Below are 19,086 nucleotides of genomic sequence, written 5' to 3' on the forward strand. Positions count from 1 at the left end.
GGGACCGGGTGGGAGGGCGGCTCGTTCGTTTCCCCGAGATCGGAAGGGACAAGCCGCCGTCCAAGGCCTATTTCAGCGGCAGAAACAATTCCACGACCACCTCATGGACCGGCACATCAGGAAAGAAGGAAAAATGCCGCTGGCAGTAGATCGGGAAATCGCGGGCTTCCTCGCCGCTCGCCGGCAGCCAGTCCCGATAGAGATAGAGTGCGGCAGGCTCCAGATTGTGGGTGTCGTGAACCACACGGATGACCGCGCAGCGCCCGCCCGGGATGACGCCTGATTTCATCACTTCGTCGTCTGCATCGATCGGCCGATCGGTCCCCACGCACAGGTCCATGCTGTAGTCGGCCGGATTGGCGGGGGTTCTCGCAGACCGGAAGATATTGAAGGTGGGGCTCGTCTCGGGCGAGAGGCCGGCGGCCTTGCGCCAGGCGATGAACCGCTCGATGCTGGCGCCGAGGTTGGCGCGGTCACCCCGATGTTCCAGGATTGCCACCGGCGTTTCGGGCACATTGCGGATCGTCACGTCGTCTTCTTCGTAGATTATCTGCATCAGCTTGCTCCTTGCGTTTTCGAGAGGCCCGAAGGCCGCAAGCCACGGAGCCCAGTCGGGCGATTTCCGGAACGATGACGGCGATTGCCCCAACCGTTGCCGAAAGGCGCGGGCAAAGGCATCGGGCGCATCGTAACCGGCATCCATCGCGATCTCGGTGACGCTCCGGTCGTCCCTTGCGGCAAGCCGGTGCGAAGCGCGCTTCAAACGGGCGAGCTGGACATAGCGATGCACCGACAGGCCGAAGGTTGCCGAGAACTGCCGGTGAAAATGAAACTTCGAGAAGGCTGCGATGCCGCTTAACGCATCGAGGTCCAGATCGTCATCCAGATGCTGGTCTATGTAATCCAGCACCCGCTGCATCCGGGCATGGTAGTTTCGAAGCGCCGCCTTCATCGTTTCCTGTCCTCCGTGGCGGCATCAACTAAGCGCGGGCAGAGGCGAGGCGCTCGACCGATCTTGCTGTTTTGCTACAGGATCGAGCCGAAATCGGGAATCGGTTCTCGCGGGCCGATGCTTCGGTTCAAACGGTTAGAGTGTGCATTGCGCGTCCGAACGAACGCGCTGCGCTGTGAGGCCCGCGGTGATCGCTTAGCATGTAAACCAGGCAATATAAGCGGCGAGTTTCATCCCGATGTCTCGATCATGCGCCGTGATACTGTCTGAAGAAGTTCCATACTTCGACCGCCGTCTCGATATCGCCGCTGCATCCCCCGAAACGGGGGCCATCGGCCGGATCGTCGTTGCCGGCGCCGGTATCGGATTTCGCGAGACGGGGCCAGCAATGGCCGCCGTTTTCGATGCGATACAGTTGAACCGCGGTCCCGGCCCGGCAGCCGGTCCACTGGACGAGGCTCGCGCGGGTCAGGTCATGCGGGTTGAGATGCGGCAGCGGTGTGACATTTTCCCCGGTGCATCCGTCGATCCGCCGCCAGTATTCCGTCGCCTCCGGCACTGACAGCAGTCTTCCGAAGGACCGGATATAGCCATCGTAGCGCTGCACGTCGTCGCTCGTGCCGTTCACCATCATGACCGGCATGGGGTGACCCGGCTTGCAGTCTTCGACTTGTCTCTCGTTGATCGCGCTGGCGACGGGCGCAATCGCCGATATCCTGTCAGGAAGCGCGCAGGCGAGCGTATAGGTCATCAGCGCGCCGAAGGAGAAGCCGGTGGCATAGATCCTTGTCCCGTCGGCAATCTTCCGGTTCACCAGATCGTCGATCATGGTGCGGAAAAAGCCGATGTCGTCGACGGGCTCGCCATTGATGACAGGCCTCCCGGATTTGATGTTCCAGGCGCCATCGATCGCTTCTGGATAAAGGGTGATGAAATCATCGCGATCGGCGACCGCATCAAATCCGCTGTTTTTCTGGAAATTGACGGCCTTGTCGTCGGACCCGTACATGACGATGACAACAGGGGCAGGGCGACCGGCCGCGCCCTTGGGAATATGCAGGATCGCCGTACGGTCTGCTCCCTGCCAACTGTAAGTCAGGATTTCATCGGCATGAGCGGCCGTCAGGCCGAGGAGAAATGTCCAGCCGAGGAGAGAGAGGAAGGCGGCAAATGGCAGGCGTCGCAATGCGCAGAACATTGGATGTCACCGCTTTCTGATGAAAATACAGCGGCGGAGCATAAGTCATTCCGCGCCGCTGGCAATGATCGAAAGAAGCCATTCCCATAGGTGTGATGTCACTACCGGCGTAGAGCGGATATTGAAGTCCGGATCATTGAATGATGGTTTTGCGCGGTCAGAAGCGGTTATGTATCGTGGCCGGTTCGGACGCGACATTTAAGCTGACACCCATTAACGATCGTAGAGGTGACGCATGCCCCGTTTCCTTGCCGTTTATACCATGAAGTCCAAAGACCTTGCGTCTTTTCGAAGCCTGCCTAAAGCCGAGCAGGATGCTGTCGATGCCATCGGCATCGCACAGTGGACGGCCTGGGAGGAAAGAAACGCTGCGTTTATCCTTGATCGGGGCGGCATGGTGGGAAAGACAACGCGCGTCACCAAGGATGGCGTCGCTGAAGCTGTAAACCAATTCTGCGGCTATCTGGTGGTTGAGGCGGAAACCGCCGATGCCGCCGCGCGGCTTTTCATCGACCACCCCCACATTACCGTCTTTCCCGGCGACGGCGTGGATATCATGCCCTTTTTGACCTGATCCCTCGGCAAGGCTTCCGGGAGTCCGTCAGGGGCTTTATCCGGGTGGAACCAAAAGCAAGTGCGGTCCCACCCGGATAACAGAACAGTCTTGGAAGTGTCGTGGCGATCGGACGACCGCCACAACGGCTATGATTACAGGAGAAAATCGCCTGACCCCAGGTGCACGAGGCCGTGCAGCTGAATCTCGAAGTCATGAACGCCGTCGCCGTTCAGGTCGCCCTGGACGATGGTAGAGTCGTTCGAGGTTCCAGCCCTGTCGTCATAGTGCCAGGCGAGCGCGCCAGCCTTATGGTCGAACGTGGCGTTTTCCTGCGCCTGGAAATGGAAGGCTCCGTCGCCCTTCGCAGAGCCGTTCGCATCGATCGCCGAGAGGTCGATCTTATCGACGCCGTGCCGGAAGTCGGTGATGAAGTCTCGGGTCGCTCCGCGGCCGGCTTCAGACGATGCCTTGAAGGCAAATACATCCGAGCCGGAGCCGCCGGTCATGACGTCCCTTCCGGCACCACCAACGATGACATCAGCACCGGCGCCGCCGTCCAGCTTGTCCGCGCCGGCTCCGCCATTGAGAACGTTGTGGCCGGTATTGCCGGTCAGCACGTCGGCGTAGCTGGAGCCAGTCAGGTTCTCGATGCTGACGAACTTGTCGCCGGCGGCATGCCCGCCCGATGCAGCTCCAGTCGCCAGGTTGACCTTGACCGCAGCGGAGCCCGCATAGGTGGCCGTGTCGCTGCCGCTACCGCCGTCGAGCAGGTCCGCGCCGGCGCCGCCCTTCAACACGTCGTTACCGCCGAGACCCTTCCAGGTTTCATTGCCGCCATTGGCCTGGCCCGTATGCGGCATGGTGTCGTTGCCGCTGGTGCCGGTATAGACCTTCGTCCCCGTGGTCGGCGTGCTCGGCTGAGACGGCGTGGACGGCGTTCCCGAAGTCGGGGGCGTGGACGGCGTTCCCGACGTCGGCGGTGTGGTTGGTTCACCCGAAGTCGGCGGTGTGGTTGGCGTTCCCGACGTCGGTGGCGTGGTTGGCGTACCCGAAGTCGGCGGCGTGGTTGGCGTCGACGGTGCCGAGCTGGAGCCCGACTCGTAGGCACCCATATCGACGGTTCCTACGACGCGATGGTCGCCGTCGAGGTCGACCGAGCTGACGCCGTACTTGCTGGTTCCGTGGTCGATCGCCGCCGAACCGGAGGCGAGGTGGAAGTCGCCGTTCGCTGCGCCTACGAATTTCGGGTCAACGCCGAGCTGGTTGCCGTTTGCCGTGCTTGGCATCGCGTTGCCGCCGTCGGTCTTGACCGAAGCCTGGCCGGCGGTGCCGTTGTAGGTGGTGTTGTTGGCCCAGACGACGTTGCTGTTGACGTAGCCGTTGGTCGACGTGTTATCGATCGCCGTGTTGTTCTTGTTCACCGACGGGTCGGCTACGGCAATGTTGTTGACCCAGGTGTTGTTGCTCGACGCCGAGTTGCTGAGTTCGCCGCGCCAGGTGCCGGTGTTCTGCGGGTCCTGATTGTTGTGGTACGCGGTGTTGTTCGACACAGTGACGGAGTCGCTCCAGGTTACCTGGATGCCTTTGCCGCCGTTCCCGTAGACGAGGTTGTTGTCGACCAGGGTCTTGAACGTGTAGTTCGGATGACCGCTCGTCTGGGTGCTCTGGAAATCATCGATGATGATGCCGTTGCCATCGGTGTGCTCGCCCGACTTCGTGACGTTGTCGTGCGAAATGTTGTTGCGCACGATGTTCCGGTAGCCGGTGTTCGAGGTATCGCCGGTAAGGTTCCGGTTCTCGTAGAGCGAGATGCCGGAGAACCAGCCCGATGACGCGTTATGGTAGGTCTCGTTCCCTTCGACCCTGACGAAGTCTGCTCCGTTGAACTGAATGCCAGACTCTCCGGCATCGTGAACCTTGTTGTTGAGCACGGAGACGTGATGGACGTTGTTCGCTTCGATGCCGTCGCCGGGGCCACCCTTGATGTCGAAGCCGTCGATCGTCACGTAATTGGCGTTGACGCTGATTGCGTTGTACGAGCCTGCGGGCGGCCGGATCAGCGCCCCACCGGGCACTTCCGAGCGCAGCGTGATGTCGCCTGCCGCCGAGCCGCTCTTATCGATGTTGATGCTCTCGTTGTATGTCCCCGCCTTCACCACGACCTCATCGCCGGGCTTCAGGTTAGCCGACATCGCCTCGCTGATAGTGCGGAAGGGAGACGAGGTACTGCCGTTGCCGCCGCTACTGCCGGCCGTTGATACGTAGTATGTCGTCATGTTCTTGTTCCTCAACCTTAGCGTTGTGTTTGCTGATTAGTATTTTTGGTTAATCAGTCGTTACGGCGGCGGTTTATAGGGCGACAATTTCGAGGGCGCAACAGCAACGGGGCAGTAAGTGCTTGAGAAATCATAGCCTTATTGCTGCCACATTATCCAAATCACTCCGAAGTTACGTTTTGAAATATTTGCGGAAATTGGACTTGCCCAAAATGGGGCAGTATAAATGTCTCGTACTCCGCGAATTAATCTTTTCGCAACTATTGCGACAAGCGTCCGTTGAAAACATTAGGAAAATCTGATGGGCGCGACCGGATTTCTCACGCCAAATGAGGAATCGACATTTTTTCAGATTTTTAACAATTTTGGGCAGCCTCGCCTTACGATAGGCACCAATCGAGACGGCAATGGAGGGGCATTGATCGTCGCACGGAACGAATCACTGCGCTCGGATTACCCGTCAAATTGCTCTCCCCGCTCAACCCATCCGGCAAGCGCCGCGCCGGCCTCGAAAGGTCACTGTCGCCGCCGATTTTTCCAAACTCCCGGTCTTTCCAAATCAATGTCCATCCATGCACAGCAACGTTCGCAAATTTGTCATATGGGCTGGTTAGAAGCGGGCGCCGGCGCAGCCGGTCAGCGGCGTCTCGGCGGATATGGCTGCCCGCATCTCTCTTTTCTGGAACCAGACCCATGCAGAACAACAGGCCAGTGATCATCGAGGGCGCCACCGTGGTATTCGGCGATCGTCTGGAAGCCGCCTCCGTGCGCGTCGAAGACGGGCGGATCTCCGCGATCGACGGCGCGCGCGACGGAGCCGATATCGTCGACGGACGCGGCCATCTGCTCGGGCCGGCTTTCGTGGATATTCATGGCGACGCCTTCGAGCGGCAGGTCATGCCGCGGCCGGGCACCATGCTGCCGGTCGCTGCCGCGCTGCTCGAAACCGACCGCCAGCTTGCCGCCAACGGCATTGCCACCGCCTATCATGCGCTGACGCTGAGCTGGGAGCCGGGGCTGCGCTCGGTCGAAACCGGTTATGCCATCGTGCGGGCGCTCGATGCGCTGACCCCGCGGCTGACGGTGGACAATCGCGTGCAGCTGCGCTGGGAAACCTTCTGCTTCGAGGCGATCGACCTCATTCGCGAGGCGCTTGCCGGTCCGCGCCTGCCGTCGATCGCCTTCAACGACCACACGTCGATGGTGATGCTGCATCCCTCGATACCATTGCAGGAACGGCCCTTCGACCTCGATCCGGCCTTCCCGACAGTCGATCCGACAACGCCTGCCTTCGCCGAGAAGATGGGCGAGCGGGCCAAACGGGCGAAAATCCCGGTCGCCGACATGGTGGCGCTGGTGCGGGACATGTGGGCGCTCCGCCCGCAGGTGCCCGAGGCGATCGAAGAGGTGGCCGCGCTTGGAAAGGCTGCCGGCGCGCCGATGCTCTCGCATGACGACAGCCAGATCGAAACGCGCGATTTCTTCCGCCAGCGCGGGGCGCGGATCTCGGAATTCCCGATGAACCGGCGGGTGGCGCGGGCCGCGCGCGATGCCGGCGATTTCATCGTCTTCGGCGCACCGAACGCCACGCGCGGCGGCAGTCATCTCGCCTCGATCGGGGCGGCCGACATGATCCGCGAAGGGCTCTGCGACATTCTCGCCTCCGACTATTATTATCCGGCCATGCTGCTTGGCCTCGCACGGCTGAAGGCCGATGGCGTGGCGCCGCTCCATGCGCTCTGGCCGCTCGTCTCAGGCAATCCGGCGCTCGCTTCCGGCCTTACCGATCGCGGCGTGATCGAAGTCGGCAAGCGGGCGGATCTGGTGCTGGTCGACTGGCCGGAGGGTGGCGCGCCTGCCGTTCGCCGCACCTGGGTCGGCGGCCGCGAAGCCTATCGCGCTGCGCCCGCCGGCGAGCCGGCAATGGCCTGATAGCGGCGACGAAGCGCCAGGATTCGTTTCCGGTCGCGACGGTCTCGCAGCGATGCGTGAGCCTGTCCGGCTGGCAATCGTCACGCAGGCGGCGTCAGCCGTCGCGGACCGCTCATGCTTGATCGGCGGCGTGGTCGGTGTCGTAGCGCAGGCGGTTGTCTTCAATATTTCCCCGGTTTTCAGCCGCCCAGTCGGCAAGCTGCCGCACGGTTTCCGACAGGGAGTGCCCGAGCGGCGTCAGCCTGTATTCGACCTGCGGCGGGGTGCTGGGGCGGACGGTTCTTTCGATCATGCCGTCGCGTTCCAGCGTCTTCAGCGTGCGCGTCAGCATTTGTTGGGAGATGCCGCTCACCTGCCGCTTGAGCCCGTTGAACCTTTGAGCGTCCCGGCGAAGCACGACCACCACCTGGATAGTCCACTTGTCGCCGACCCGGCTCAGAATTTCGCTGACGCCTTTGCAGTCGGTTGCCGTCGGCCTGCCAGTCATATCCATCTGACCAACTCCCAAAGATATGCTTTTGACGGGCATTTTTAGGTCACATAAATGGCTGTGGTCAACAATCCGGACCTGGTCTCGCCGAGACGGGTCACCACCGGGAGACCACCATGAACCTCATCTATTATCCGGGCGCCTGCAGCCTTGCCGATCATATCGCGCTCATCGAGGCCGGGCTTTCGTACCGGCTCATCAGCATCAATCATGGGAAGAAGACGCAGGACGGCCGCGATTTCCTCTCGATCAATCCGAAAGGCTATATTCCTGCCCTCGAGCTGGAGGACGGAACGGTCCTGACCGAGAACCAGGTCATCCTCAACTATATCGCCGAGACGAGCGGCAGGCTCTTGCCTGAAGATCGTCTTCTTCGATGGCGGGTGCTGGAAGCGCTTGCCTTCATGTCATCCGAGATCCATCCCCGCTACCAGCCGTTCTTCAGGGATTTCCCGGAGCCGGAGAAGGCGCGTGCCCGCGAAAAGCTCGCGCAGGCCTTCGCCATCCTCGCCGATCAGATGGGTGACAGGACATTCCTCGTCGGCGACGAGTTGACGATCGCCGATTGTTATCTGTTCTGGGTGCTGATGGTTGCACCGAGGAGCGGCGTCGAGCTGCCGGACAGGCTTCGCAGGTCTCTCGACCGCATGCGGGCACTGCCCTCCGTGATCCAGGCCCTTGCCGAGGAAGGGCTCGGCTGAGTGCGGAGATTTCCGGCATTTGCAGACATGAGGAACTTTTGCTCGCGTGGATTGTTGGCTTGACGGCGCGCCCATCAGGAGAACAATCATGAAGCCTATCATTCTTGCCGGACTTGTCATGCTCGTCGCATCCCCCGTTCTTGCGCAGACGGCGGCGGAAAAAACCGGTGTCAATTCCGTCCTCGGCGTCGCGCCGAAGACGGAGGATTTCGTGGCAGAGGCCGCGACATCCGACATGTTCGAGATCGAATCCAGCAAGCTTGCGATCGAGCGCGCCGATGCGCCGACCAAGGCTTTCGCAGAGCAGATGGTCAAGGATCATCAGAAAACGACGGAGGAATTGAAGGCGCTGGTTTCCGGCGGCAAGGTGAATGCGACGATCCCGCCGACGATGACATCGGGGCAGCAGTCGATGCTCGACAAGCTCAAGAGCCTGCAGGGCGACGACTTCACCAAGCAATATCACTCCGACCAGGAAGACGCCCATGAGGACGCCGTCGATCTCTTCAAGCGCTATGGCGATGAGGGCGAGAATGCGGAGCTGAAGGCCTGGGCCGCCAAAACGCGCCCGGCGCTGGAACATCACCTGCAGATGGCGAAGGATTTGAACAAGTAAAGCATGAGGTGAGGGGCCGGGATAGAGATCCGGCCCTAATCCTTCCCGCCCCGTACCCTTCTCGCTCGTGAAGAGAGACCGCGCCGAGCTGTCGTCGGTCTGCCGGCGACTTCGGCCGTTGTGTATTGCGGTCAATACTAGGTTGAAGTTACCCGGCAAATCTTTAGGCTTCGCTGAAATAAAAGCGGAGACACGCAGATAATGATTGGCGACGCCGTTTCTTCGTTCGAGACCTTCGAAGACGTTGCCAGCGATGCGGGGATTTATACCTGGGATATTGTCAGGAACCTCGTCTTCGCAGACAGCGCGCTCGCCGAGCTTTTCGGCCTCGATCCCAACGCCACGGTGCGCGGCCTGCCGCTGGAAGACTATCTTGCGCGTGTGCACCCCGACGACCGGCCGGGATTGGCAAAGAAGATTTCGGAGGTGCTCGTCGCCGATATCGCGCAGCAGAGCACCTATCGCGTCCTGGGCAGGGACGGTCGGTACCGGATGGTAGCGGCTTTCGGCCGGGCCTTTCGCGATCAGAGCGGATCACCCGTGCTCTATTCCGGCATTGTCGTGCCGGCGGCCGAGCACGAGGATAAGGGACCGTTCGCGCATTAAAGCGCGTCGCGGTTCTTCATATCCGCTCTACGCTTTAAGCCATTGTCTCTTTGCGTTTATCATCGCAGAACCGCTGCTCACGTTTGCGCGATATGCGGTCGCCGACGATAAACAATAACATGCGGCAATGTGGCCGAATTGCCCGTTTCCCGGCCTTGCCGGCGGCCTCCTGATGGATTTGGCTGGTGCCGTATCCATCAACCGGAGCGCCAGCATGACCAGCCTTGACCGATGGATTGCTCATACGCCGATGTCCGACCCCGGCCATCACGCTGATATCATCGCCTCTTTTCCCGACGAGGTCGGGCATCTCGCCGGCATCGTACAGGGCCTCCTGGTGCATTCCAGCTGGCTCGCGGATTATGGTCTCGACGCGTCGAAGCTCGGGCCGTCCGCGCGGCAGACCCTGCCGATCGCCGAACGGCTTGCCGACATCCTGCAGCGTGACGACCGGCCCCTTGCACAGGCGCGACCGGCCGACAGGCGTTCCGTCGGAACATGCCGGGATTTCGCGCTCCTGCTCTGCGCCTTCCTGCGGGGCAAGGACGTTCCCGCCCGCGTGCGCTGCGGTTTCGCATCCTATTTTTCGATCGGATGGGAGGATCACTGGATCTGCGAATATCGCGACGGCAGATCCGGTGCCTGGAAGCTCGCCGACGCACAGATAGACGCGATGCTGAGAGACAAAAGACACATCGAATTCGACGCTGCCGACATGCCGCGCGACGTTTTTCTTATGGCGGGGGAGGCCTGGCTGAAGTGCCGGCGCGGGGAGGCGGAGCCTGCAAGCTTCGGGCATGGCAGCACGACGGGCCTGTGGTTCCTGAAGGTCAACGTCCTGCGCGACCACCACGTCCTGAACGGCCGCGTGACATCCGACTGGGATCGCTGGCGCGAGGCGCCCCAGGCAAGCCGGCAGGTACCGCAGGATGAGCTGGCATGGCTCGACGACCTCGCCGCCCGCCCAGAGCAGCCGCTGGTGGCGCGCAAGCCGGACTGGCTGGTCCAGGCAGACCGGTGGCTGGAGATACCGGCGGCGCTGGACGATCAAAAGACGAGAACCTAAAAGAGGTGACCCAAACCTGCCTTTCCACGGAGGAGAAAAATGAAACGTATCGAGATGGAGGTCAGCGGCGGCTGCCAGTGCGGCGCGGTGCGCTACCACGCAACCGCCATGCTCGACAATTCGCATCTCTGCCATTGCCGCATGTGCCAGAAAGCCTCGGGCAACATCTTTGCCGCGCTCGTCGCCGCGCCCGATGACGCGCTCACCTGGACACGCGGCAAACCGGATGTCTGGAAGAGCTCAGAGCTTGTCGAGCGCGGCTTCTGCGCCAATTGCGGCACACCATTGTTCTTCCACCACCTCGAAAACGGCCGCACCAACCTGATGATCGGTTCGCTCGACAATCCGCACGCCTTTCCGCCGCTCGCCAATACCTGCACCGAAAACATGGTGGCATGGTTCGATACGATCACGGGGATAGAAAATACCGGCCGGACCGAAGACAACGGCGCTGACTGGGCCGCGGCGATCAAGGAGAGCAGCAACCAGCACCCCGATCACGACACCACCTCATGGATGGTCAAGGGGGCGGCGGTGAGGGGGCGTGATTGAACCTCGGCCTCCAACTCTGATCGCATTGAATGACGCCAGAGCGATCGGCGGCGTGGGGCGGTTATCGGCCGCCCGAAGGAGATATCGAACCTCCTGTCCAATCAATGGGCATGACGAGCCGAGATAAGCGGTGAACTTTCAGATCGCTTCACCCAAGGGTCTCATCATCTCCACTCACATCAGCGCGCGTTGCCCACTGGCCGTAACCCATGACTATGTCGCTTCCGGCGCGCCTCCAGATCCGTCGTTCGTCTGCCACCACCTCAACTGAGTCTATGCACAAGGTACTGCCGTGCGCTTTGTGAAAAGCGGCCGGAAAGTGAAAACGACAAAGGTGAAACGCTCGCCTTGTATGTCAGACAATCGGGGAGGGCCTCATGGACAGCTACCGGAAATTGCTCGTTTTAGGGATGAACGATGCGATCAAGCAGGGCAGGATATCCCTTGCTGCCCCGCCCGGTAATGGTCCAACCGACGAGGATGGCCACCTGTTTGCCGATATTGCCGGATATCCGTCGGTGGTACTCTGGCAAAGCATCAGCTACGGCGAGCTGCGCGTTTCGGTCTGGTGGAACTACGACCATTCGAAACACCCTCAGGCCGAAGCCTCAGGGAACCAACGCGAGCGGTTCACGCTCACTATGCCTTTAGCCAACAGAGTCCGGTACCGGAAATTTGTAGGCGCGACCGCTAGCGCCTGGCTCGAGCGGCAAACCGCCAAGCATCTTATGGGTCATGGAAGACGCTTTGTATTCGACACCTATCTTCGGGCTGACATGAAGGAAAAACTTCATGCTCTTCCCGTTCCGAAACCGGAAGGCTATGAAGCCGAGGGGAAATTTTTCCTGTAGATTTCGCCGCGCCCGCGGATATCAACCCTGTCAGGACTATTGCCCGCCGGCAGATACGGCCAGAAACACCGCCCTCTGCGCCTCGAAGGCGCGCTGGTAAGCCGGGCGCGCTTGCCCGCGTGCGATATAGCCGCAGAGGTTTGGATATTCCGCCAGCAGGGCCGATCCTTCCATCCTCAAGAGCACCGAGATCATCAGCAGGTCGCCGGCGCTGAATGTTCCGTCCAGCCAGTCGGCATCGCCAAGCCGCCTGGAGAGTTCGCCGAGCCGCTTGCGGATGCGCCTTTCGACATGGGCCAGGCGCTCGTCGTACCAGCTCTCCGTGCCCTCTTCGAATCTGGCGGTTTCACGGTCGACGATGACGGGTTCCATCGTGGAGACGGCGGCGAAGATCCAGGCGATGGCGCGGGCGCGGGCGTTGGCATCGTCGGGCAACAGGCCCGGATGGCGCTCGGCGATGTGCAGGATGATTGCGCCGGATTCGAAGAGGGCAAGACCGCCTTCCTCATAGGTCGGGATCTGCCCGAAAGGCTGAAGCGCCAGATGAGCGGGCTGCTTCATCTCCTTGAAAGAGACGAGGCGGACCTCATAAGGCAGCCCCACTTCTTCGAGCGCCCAGCGAACGCGCATGTCGCGCGCCAGACCTCTGCCGCGGTCGGGCGAGTTTTCGAATGCGGTAATGGTAATCGTCATGATCGTTCTCCTCGGCCTGTCTGTCTCCTAGACGGGCGGGTGGGCCGGAATCCGACAGCCGATGCCCGAAATAATCCCCGCCCGGGTTCAAGCGGAGCGGCCCCGGTCACCCTTGCGACGGTTGCCGGAAGGGGCACTGCTGCGGCAGTGGATTCAGTATCTTCGGCTACCTGCTTTGATCTGTGTCAAGGACCACCGGGCGAGCGTGCGATACATATTCTCCAACCGACTCCGCCATGCGGTCGCGATGGCGGATGGACACACATGAGGGGTTGTGGCAATCTGATCCGCAACTCTAGGAGGACTTTTGGCTCAAATCACGGATTCTGTCGCAGAGTTCAGGAGGAAGCGCAGGCGCGAGCTGCTGACCTTCGCCGTGCTCGCTTTCGGAATCTGGCCGGTGGTCGCCGTCGGGGTCGTCGGCGGTTACGGTTTTGCGGTCTGGATGTACCAGATCGTGTACGGGCCGCCAGGACCTCATGACGTCAAGGCCGCGCCTCCAGGCTCGGCAGAGTGAGGATCTCCAATGGTTCTCTCGACTCGCACTCGGCGCGGTTTTCTCACAGGCAGTTCCTCGGACGATCCGGCCGCGATCTTCCCTCCCGAGAGGATGCTTCCTCCCGGAGCGACTGAAACATCCGTTCGAAGCTGTTCGGGCTGCGGCGCCTGCGTCGAAGCCTGCCCCACGAAGATCATTTCGATCCGGTCGGGCGCTCCCACCGTGGATTTCCGGCTTGGGGAATGCACCTTTTGCGGCCAGTGCGCGGAACGATGTCCCGAGGATGTCTTTCCGGCCGGTACCGCCGACAGCTTTGCCCATCATGCTGTTATCGATGACGGGTGCCTCGCCAATAATTATGTCGACTGTCAGGCCTGCCGCGACAGCTGTCCGGTCGGCGCCATCCGGTTCTGGCCGCGGCTCGGCGGGCCGTTCGTTCCCGAGCTCGATGCGCATGCCTGTACGGGATGCGGCGCCTGCATTTCGGTCTGTCCGGCCGATGCAATCGCGATGAAACCCCGCCATCGGGAGGCAACCCATGTCTGACAGCCGCCATCACGTCTCCAGCGCCGTCGTCGTCACCCGTCCGGAACTGACCGAAGATGTCGCAGCGCGTCTGGCGGCAATCGAGGGGGTGGAGGTTCACGCTACGGGAGCGGGCAAGATCGTCATTGTGATCGAAGGGCCGCATTCCAGCGTGCTCGGGGAAACGCTCATCGGCATCTCGGCAATGGACGGCGTGCTCGCCGCCCATATGGTTTTCGAACAGGCATTGGAAATGAAGGAGACGATCGATGACGACCGAACTCACGCGGCGTGATCTCCTGAAGGCGCAGGCCGCGGCGATCGCGGCTGCGACCGCCGGTATCGCCGCGCCCGCTTCGGCCCAGTCGGTGCCCGGCGGGGTGGCGGCGCTGGAGATCAAATGGTCCAAGGCGCCTTGCCGCTTCTGCGGCACCGGCTGCGGCGTCATGGTGGGCGTGAAGGAGAACCAGGTCGTCGCGACCCATGGCGACATGGAGGCGGAGGTCAACAGGGGCCTCAACTGCGTCAAGGGCTATTTCCTCTCCAAGATTATGTACGGCAAGGACCGGCTGACGAGCCCGCTGCTGCGCAAGCGGGACGGCATCTATGCCAAGGACGGCGAGTTCGAACCCGTCACCTGGGAAGAAGCCTTCGACGTGATGGCGGCGCAGGCCAAGCGCGTGCTGAAGGAAAAGGGGCCGACGGCGCTCGGCATGTTCGGCTCCGGCCAGTGGACGATTTTCGAAGGCTATGCCGCCACAAAACTGATGCGGGCTGGCTTCCGCTCCAACAATCTCGATCCCAACGCGCGCCACTGCATGGCTTCGGCGGCGGTCGCCTTCATGCGCACCTTCGGCATGGACGAGCCGATGGGATGCTACGACGATTTCGAAAACGCCGACGCCTTCGTGCTCTGGGGCTCGAACATGGCGGAGATGCATCCGATCCTCTGGACGCGCGTCGCCGACCGGCGGCTGGGGCACGAGCATGTCAAGGTCGCGGTGCTCTCCACCTTCACGCATCGCAGCATGGATCTCGCCGACATTCCCCTGATCTTCAAGCCGGGGACGGACCTCGCGATCCTGAACTACATCGCCAACCACATCATCCAGACCGGCCGCGTCAACCAGGATTTCGTGGACAAGCATGCGAAGTTCATGAAAGGCACGACCGATATCGGCTATGGCCTGCGTCCCGACAACCCGCTGGAAATGAAGGCCAAGGGTGTCGCCGACGCCGCCAAGATGGAGCCGATCGATTTCGAGGCCTTCAAGGCCATGGTCTCCGAATATACGCTCGAAAAGGCGGTCGAGCTTTCGGGCGTCGACAGCGCCTTCCTGGAACAGCTCGCGGAACTCTACGCCGATCCCAAAACCAAGGTCATGTCGCTCTGGACCATGGGCTTCAACCAGCATGTGCGCGGCGTGTGGGCGAACCAGATGGTCTATAATCTGCACCTGCTCACGGGCAAGATTTCGGAGCCCGGCAACAGCCCGTTTTCGCTGACGGGACAGCCGTCGGCCTGCGGCACGGCCCGCGAGGTCGGTACCTTTGCCCACCGGCTGCCGGCCGACATGGTCGTCACCAATCCGGAGCATCGCAAGCACGCCGAGGAAATATGGAAGCTGCCGGACGGGCTGCTGCCGGACAAGCCCGGTTATCATGCCGTCGAGCAGGATCGCATGCTGCATGACGGCAAGCTGAATTTCTACTGGGTGCAGGTCAACAACAACGTCCAGGCCGCGCCGAACACCAGCAATGAGACCTATAAGGGATATCGCAATCCCGACAATTTCATCGTCGTCTCGGACGCCTATCCGACCGTGACCGCCATGAGCGCCGATCTGGTTCTGCCGGCGGCCATGTGGGTGGAGAAGGAGGGCGCCTACGGCAATGCCGAACGGCGCACGCATGTCTGGCACCAGCTGGTCAACGCGCCGGGCGAGGCCCGCTCGGACCTCTGGCAGCTGGTGGAGTTTTCCAAGCGCTTCACCACCGATGAGGTCTGGCCCGCCGACATCCTCGATAAGAACCCGGACTACAAGGGCAAGACGCTCTACCAGGTGCTCTTCCAGAACGGGAAGGTGGACGAATTCCCCTTGTCGGACGTCTCGCCGGACTATGAGAACCGGGAGGCCAAGGCCTTCGGTTTCTACATCCAGAAGGGGCTGTTCGAGGAATATGCCGAGTTCGGCCGCGGGCATGGGCATGATCTGGCGCCTTACGATATGTACCATCAGGTGCGCGGCCTGCGCTGGCCGGTGGTCGACGGCAAGGAGACGCGGTGGCGCTATCGCGAAGGCTACGATCCCTATGTCAAGCCAGGCGAGGGGCTGAAATTCTACGGGCAGAAGGACGGCCGCGCGGTCATCCTGGCGGTGCCCTACGAGCCGCCTGCGGAGTCGCCCGATGACGAGTTTAATTTCTGGCTCGTGACCGGCCGCGTCCTCGAACACTGGCATTCGGGTTCGATGACGATGCGCGTTCCCGAGCTCTACAGGGCGTTTCCCGGCGCGCGCTGTTTCATGAATGGTGATGACGCCCGGAAGATGGGCTTCAATCAGGGGGCGGAGGTGCGCATCCAGTCCCGGCGCGGCGAGATCATCAGCCGCGTGGAAATCCGCGGGCGCAACCGGATGCCGCATGGCGTGATCTTCGTCCCGTGGTTCGACGCCAGCCAGCTGATCAATAAGGTCACGCTCGACGCGACCGACCCCATCTCCAAGCAGACGGATTTCAAAAAATGCGCAGTCAAGCTTCTTCCCGTTGTCTGACCCGTCGCCGCTTGATCATGGCGCGCCTGATCACGAGGCGCGTCTGGGCAATCGCAGCCGTCGCCCTTCTCATGCTCACCGGCACCGTCACGCTGGCGCAGATGGTGCCCTCCCTGTCGGGCAGCGAGAACCCGATGGAGAACAAGGAGGCGAAGCCGGTTCCCAAATGGGTCGTCGATGACGTCAGGAAGATGCGGAACTATCCGGACCAGCCGCCGATCATCCCCCATTCGATCGAGGGCTATCAGCTGACGGTGAATGCCAATCGCTGCCTGTCCTGCCATCGCCGCGAGCTGACCGAAGGCTCGGGCGCGCCGATGATCAGCGTCACCCATTACATGACCCGCGAAGGGCAGATGCTGGCCGACGTCTCGCCCAGGCGGTATTTCTGCACCGCCTGCCACGTGCCCCAGGCGGATGCGAAGCCGCTGGTGCCGAACACCTTCAAGGACATGAGCGAGCTGGGCTTCAAGCCTGCGGGAAGCGAGCAATGACCGGCAGGATCAAGGCGATAGTCCTCTGGTGCTGGCGCTTGCTGCGTACGCCGGCGGCGACACTCAGCCTGGCTTTCCTGACGCTCGGCGGCTTCGTCGGCGGCGTCATGTTCTGGGGCGCATTCAATACCGCGCTCGAGATGACCAATACCGAAGCCTTCTGCACCAGCTGCCATGAAATGCGGACGAACGTCTACGAGGAGCTGAGCCGCACGGTTCACTTCTCCAACCGCTCGGGCGTTCGCGCCACGTGCCCCGACTGCCATGTGCCGCACCAATGGACCAATAAGATCGCCCGCAAGATGCAGGCGTCGAAGGAAGTCTGGGGCAAGATATTCGGGACGATCAACACGCGCGAGAAATTCCTCGACAAGCGGCTGGAACTCGCCGAGCACGAATGGGCGCGGCTGAAGGCCAATGACAGCCTGGAATGCCGCAACTGCCACTCGATGGGCGCCATGGACCTGACGAAACAAACGGTGCGCGCGGCCGAGATCCACACGCGTTACCTGCTGCCGGGCAAGGCGACCTGCATCGATTGCCACAAGGGCATCGCCCATGAGCTACCGAACATGGAAGGCGTCGATCCGGGCTGGAAGGTGCCGGCGGAACTGATGGGCAAGACGGCCGATCTTGGATGGCATGACCGGGCCAAGCTCGCGGCCTATCTCGGCACAGCCGATGCGGTGGCCGTCAACGACTGAGGGCTGCCGCCTTTGCCGGAAATTCCCGGGGAGGGCAGGGCATGCGTCATGCCCTAACCGTCTGAAAGCGGACGAATTTCTGCTGGTGAGCGGAACGTTTTGCCCCGCACCTGCGTTTCGGCGCCATGAAGTACGGGCAGCCTCTCCCTCCGCCGGCCGTTTCCCCGCAGGTCGGCAAAATCATCGAAACCGGTCGCGAGCAGATCCATATGCTCGAAAGCGGAAGCGCAGATGGAAATCCCGTCGTGCTGCTGCACGGCTGCGGCAGTATCGCCGAGGAGGTGATGATGCCGTTTGCCGAGAGCGGCTTCAATATCATCGCGCCCGACAGGCCGGGTTACGGTTTTAGCCAGTCATTGCCGGCCGGCGAGCGCGGTCCGCTTGGCCAGTCCTTCTGGCTCCAACGCTTCCTGGAGGCGCTGGATCATGAAAAGGTCGTGCTCGCCGCCCATTCGATCGGCTGCGCGCCGGCGCTGCATCTTTCGGTCCGCAGGCCGGATCTCGTGAAAGGGCTGTTGCTGATTTCGCCGTGCTGCCGGCCGGTTCCCTTCAAGCCGTTCATCGTGCTGCGCAGTGCCATGGCGCCATTCGTCGGCTCGGTCATCCGCCAGCATGTGATCGCCCGCTGGTCGTCCTATTTCCTCGAGCGCGGCCTGCGCGCCTCTTCCTGTCCCAATCCGGTGACATCGGAGCTTTCTTCCCTGCCGGCCATGCATATGGTCAATGCCGCCTCGGTCGCCACCATGGCCGAGGAGCTCTGGGCCTTCAACGGCGACATGGAGCCGCTTGAAAACCTGCCGGCCGATCTGCCGCTCTCCATCCTCTTCGGACGCGAAGACCGGGTCATCGAGCCCCGCTGGCATCTCGACTGGCTCCGCGAGAGGCATCCCGCGGCAAAGATCGAACTGCTCGATGGTGTCGGCCATATGCCGCACCATGTCTCGCGCGATCTGGCGTTGACGATGCTGGGTGATCTCGCAGGCAGGGCGCCGGCCGAAACAGGCGAGGGCGTCCTGTCTGTCAATGTAGTCGTTTAGGCCAAAAGGCAGGGTGCAAAAAAGACCCGCCGCGAGGCGGGCCGGGAGTGCCTGCCTGTGTCGGGCGTCAGGATGTCAAAGGGCGGAGAGAGCCTCGCCGTCAAAGGCCTGCGGAGCTGCGGGTCGTGCAGGAGCGCTTTCGGGGTCGCGCCGGGCTTGACGCCGGCTTGCGGAATCGAGGAGCGCGGCGAAAGAGGCAAGGCTGATCCTGTCGGCGCGCAGCATCTGGCGGATCAGCGGATCCTTCAGCATGTCCGATGCGGTCATCTCATTCATAGCAGGTCCTCCATGTCCGAACCTATGGTAGGCGTCATTTGTAAAGAATACATGTCAGGGTGGTGACGAAAGCAAGGCAAGGGCCGCGAGCGTTCGAAGGCGGCAATGGAAATCGTCATGGCTGTTCTCCTTGACCTCTCTGTCAAGAAGACGCGCGAGCGGGCGAGAATTCGACATCAGGTGCCATTTTTCGCTATCGCTCACGCAGCAAAACAACCGTCAGCCCCTAGGCGCCGAGCCGGGTCGCAGCCCGCCATGGCTCTGGCCGGGGCCATACCGCAGCTGCCG

The 19,086-nt window shown here is 61.8% G+C and carries 22 protein-coding genes; 16 read left to right on the plus strand and 6 right to left on the minus strand.

What is annotated here, in order from left to right:
- Positions 1 to 67: 67 nt before the first annotated feature.
- Together FHX08_RS05485 and FHX08_RS05490 are read right to left on the minus strand one after the other, a co-directional pair.
- A complete protein-coding gene (locus tag FHX08_RS05485; protein WP_184326954.1) occupies positions 68 to 952 on the minus strand; it encodes a GyrI-like domain-containing protein in 885 nt (294 codons plus the stop codon).
- Positions 953 to 1,199: 247 nt separating this feature from the next.
- Complete coding sequence (locus FHX08_RS05490) at positions 1,200 to 2,150, minus strand: alpha/beta hydrolase family esterase (protein ID WP_184326955.1); 951 nt, start codon at positions 2,148 to 2,150, stop codon at positions 1,200 to 1,202.
- A 235-nt stretch (positions 2,151 to 2,385) separates the two neighbouring features.
- On the opposite strand from FHX08_RS05490, the gene FHX08_RS05495 reads away from it, so the two are divergent.
- Entirely contained in the window at positions 2,386 to 2,724 is a 339-nt protein-coding gene (locus FHX08_RS05495; protein WP_184326956.1) for a hypothetical protein, read from the plus strand.
- 134 nt (positions 2,725 to 2,858) lie between these two features.
- On the opposite strand, the gene FHX08_RS05500 is transcribed toward FHX08_RS05495, so the two are convergent.
- Positions 2,859 to 4,982: a M10 family metallopeptidase C-terminal domain-containing protein gene (locus FHX08_RS05500; protein ID WP_132651920.1), complete on the minus strand. Its 2,124-nt coding sequence runs from the start codon at positions 4,980 to 4,982 to the stop codon at positions 2,859 to 2,861.
- 301 nt (positions 4,983 to 5,283) lie between these two features.
- Between FHX08_RS05500 and FHX08_RS05505 the strand changes: the two genes are divergently transcribed.
- Together FHX08_RS05505 and FHX08_RS05510 are read left to right on the plus strand one after the other, a co-directional pair.
- Positions 5,284 to 5,697 (plus strand): hypothetical protein, encoded by a 414-nt coding sequence (locus FHX08_RS05505; protein WP_132651919.1) that lies wholly within the window; start codon positions 5,284 to 5,286, stop codon positions 5,695 to 5,697.
- A complete protein-coding gene (locus FHX08_RS05510; protein ID WP_184326957.1) occupies positions 5,676 to 6,914 on the plus strand; it encodes an alpha-D-ribose 1-methylphosphonate 5-triphosphate diphosphatase in 1,239 nt (412 codons plus the stop codon). The genes FHX08_RS05505 and FHX08_RS05510 overlap by 22 nt, the downstream gene beginning before the upstream one ends.
- Positions 6,915 to 7,026: 112 nt before the next feature.
- Here FHX08_RS05510 and FHX08_RS05515 read toward each other — a convergent pair whose 3' ends face one another.
- Positions 7,027 to 7,407, minus strand: a complete 381-nt coding sequence (locus FHX08_RS05515; RefSeq protein ID WP_132651917.1) for a winged helix-turn-helix transcriptional regulator — start codon at positions 7,405 to 7,407, stop codon at positions 7,027 to 7,029.
- A 113-nt stretch (positions 7,408 to 7,520) separates the two neighbouring features.
- Here FHX08_RS05515 and FHX08_RS05520 point away from each other — a divergent pair, with 113 nt between their 5' ends.
- From FHX08_RS05520 to FHX08_RS05545, 6 genes are all read left to right on the plus strand, one after another.
- On the plus strand, positions 7,521 to 8,105 hold the full coding sequence (locus FHX08_RS05520; RefSeq protein WP_132651916.1) for a glutathione binding-like protein: 585 nt from the start codon (positions 7,521 to 7,523) through the stop codon (positions 8,103 to 8,105).
- Between the two features lie 88 nt (positions 8,106 to 8,193).
- Positions 8,194 to 8,721 carry a DUF4142 domain-containing protein gene (locus FHX08_RS05525; protein WP_132651915.1) on the plus strand — a complete coding sequence of 176 codons (528 nt, stop codon included), beginning with the start codon at positions 8,194 to 8,196 and terminating at the stop codon, positions 8,719 to 8,721.
- A 201-nt stretch (positions 8,722 to 8,922) separates the two neighbouring features.
- On the plus strand, positions 8,923 to 9,327 hold the full coding sequence (locus tag FHX08_RS05530; RefSeq protein WP_132651914.1) for a PAS domain-containing protein: 405 nt from the start codon (positions 8,923 to 8,925) through the stop codon (positions 9,325 to 9,327).
- A gap of 214 nt (positions 9,328 to 9,541) precedes the next feature.
- A complete protein-coding gene (locus tag FHX08_RS05535; RefSeq protein ID WP_132651913.1) occupies positions 9,542 to 10,393 on the plus strand; it encodes a transglutaminase domain-containing protein in 852 nt (283 codons plus the stop codon).
- A gap of 39 nt (positions 10,394 to 10,432) precedes the next feature.
- Positions 10,433 to 10,945, plus strand: a complete 513-nt coding sequence (locus FHX08_RS05540; RefSeq protein ID WP_132651912.1) for a GFA family protein — start codon at positions 10,433 to 10,435, stop codon at positions 10,943 to 10,945.
- Positions 10,946 to 11,322: 377 nt separating this feature from the next.
- Positions 11,323 to 11,796 carry a hypothetical protein gene (locus FHX08_RS05545; protein WP_132651911.1) on the plus strand — a complete coding sequence of 158 codons (474 nt, stop codon included), beginning with the start codon at positions 11,323 to 11,325 and terminating at the stop codon, positions 11,794 to 11,796.
- Positions 11,797 to 11,832: 36 nt separating this feature from the next.
- Here the strand turns inward: FHX08_RS05545 and FHX08_RS05550 are convergent, their stop codons facing one another.
- Positions 11,833 to 12,489: a glutathione S-transferase family protein gene (locus FHX08_RS05550; RefSeq protein ID WP_132651910.1), complete on the minus strand. Its 657-nt coding sequence runs from the start codon at positions 12,487 to 12,489 to the stop codon at positions 11,833 to 11,835.
- Positions 12,490 to 12,796: 307 nt separating this feature from the next.
- Between FHX08_RS05550 and napE the strand changes: the two genes are divergently transcribed.
- The 7 genes from napE (at position 12,797) to FHX08_RS05585 (ending at position 18,522) form a co-directional block, all read left to right on the plus strand.
- Positions 12,797 to 13,006 carry a periplasmic nitrate reductase, NapE protein gene (napE, locus tag FHX08_RS05555; RefSeq protein ID WP_132651909.1) on the plus strand — a complete coding sequence of 70 codons (210 nt, stop codon included), beginning with the start codon at positions 12,797 to 12,799 and terminating at the stop codon, positions 13,004 to 13,006.
- Positions 13,007 to 13,015: 9 nt separating this feature from the next.
- Positions 13,016 to 13,534 carry a ferredoxin-type protein NapF gene (locus FHX08_RS05560; protein WP_132651908.1) on the plus strand — a complete coding sequence of 173 codons (519 nt, stop codon included), beginning with the start codon at positions 13,016 to 13,018 and terminating at the stop codon, positions 13,532 to 13,534.
- On the plus strand, positions 13,527 to 13,808 hold the full coding sequence (locus FHX08_RS05565; RefSeq protein WP_132651907.1) for a chaperone NapD: 282 nt from the start codon (positions 13,527 to 13,529) through the stop codon (positions 13,806 to 13,808). The genes FHX08_RS05560 and FHX08_RS05565 overlap by 8 nt, the downstream gene beginning before the upstream one ends.
- Complete coding sequence (napA, locus tag FHX08_RS05570) at positions 13,783 to 16,287, plus strand: periplasmic nitrate reductase subunit alpha (protein WP_132651906.1); 2,505 nt, start codon at positions 13,783 to 13,785, stop codon at positions 16,285 to 16,287. Before FHX08_RS05565 ends, napA begins: the two co-directional genes overlap by 26 nt.
- Before the next feature lie 71 nt (positions 16,288 to 16,358).
- Positions 16,359 to 16,781, plus strand: coding sequence for a nitrate reductase cytochrome c-type subunit (locus FHX08_RS05575; protein WP_132652022.1), 423 nt, complete (start codon positions 16,359 to 16,361; stop codon positions 16,779 to 16,781).
- Positions 16,778 to 17,485, plus strand: a complete 708-nt coding sequence (locus tag FHX08_RS05580; RefSeq protein WP_132651905.1) for a NapC/NirT family cytochrome c — start codon at positions 16,778 to 16,780, stop codon at positions 17,483 to 17,485. Before FHX08_RS05575 ends, FHX08_RS05580 begins: the two co-directional genes overlap by 4 nt.
- A gap of 209 nt (positions 17,486 to 17,694) precedes the next feature.
- On the plus strand, positions 17,695 to 18,522 hold the full coding sequence (locus FHX08_RS05585; RefSeq protein ID WP_245508220.1) for an alpha/beta fold hydrolase: 828 nt from the start codon (positions 17,695 to 17,697) through the stop codon (positions 18,520 to 18,522).
- 75 nt (positions 18,523 to 18,597) lie between these two features.
- On the opposite strand, the gene FHX08_RS05590 is transcribed toward FHX08_RS05585, so the two are convergent.
- A complete protein-coding gene (locus FHX08_RS05590; RefSeq protein WP_132651903.1) occupies positions 18,598 to 18,798 on the minus strand; it encodes a hypothetical protein in 201 nt (66 codons plus the stop codon).
- Positions 18,799 to 19,086 lie beyond the last annotated feature (288 nt).

Origin of the sequence: Rhizobium sp. BK529 (genome assembly GCF_014194105.1) — a bacterium.
Classification (GTDB): Bacteria; Pseudomonadota; Alphaproteobacteria; order Rhizobiales; family Rhizobiaceae; genus Rhizobium.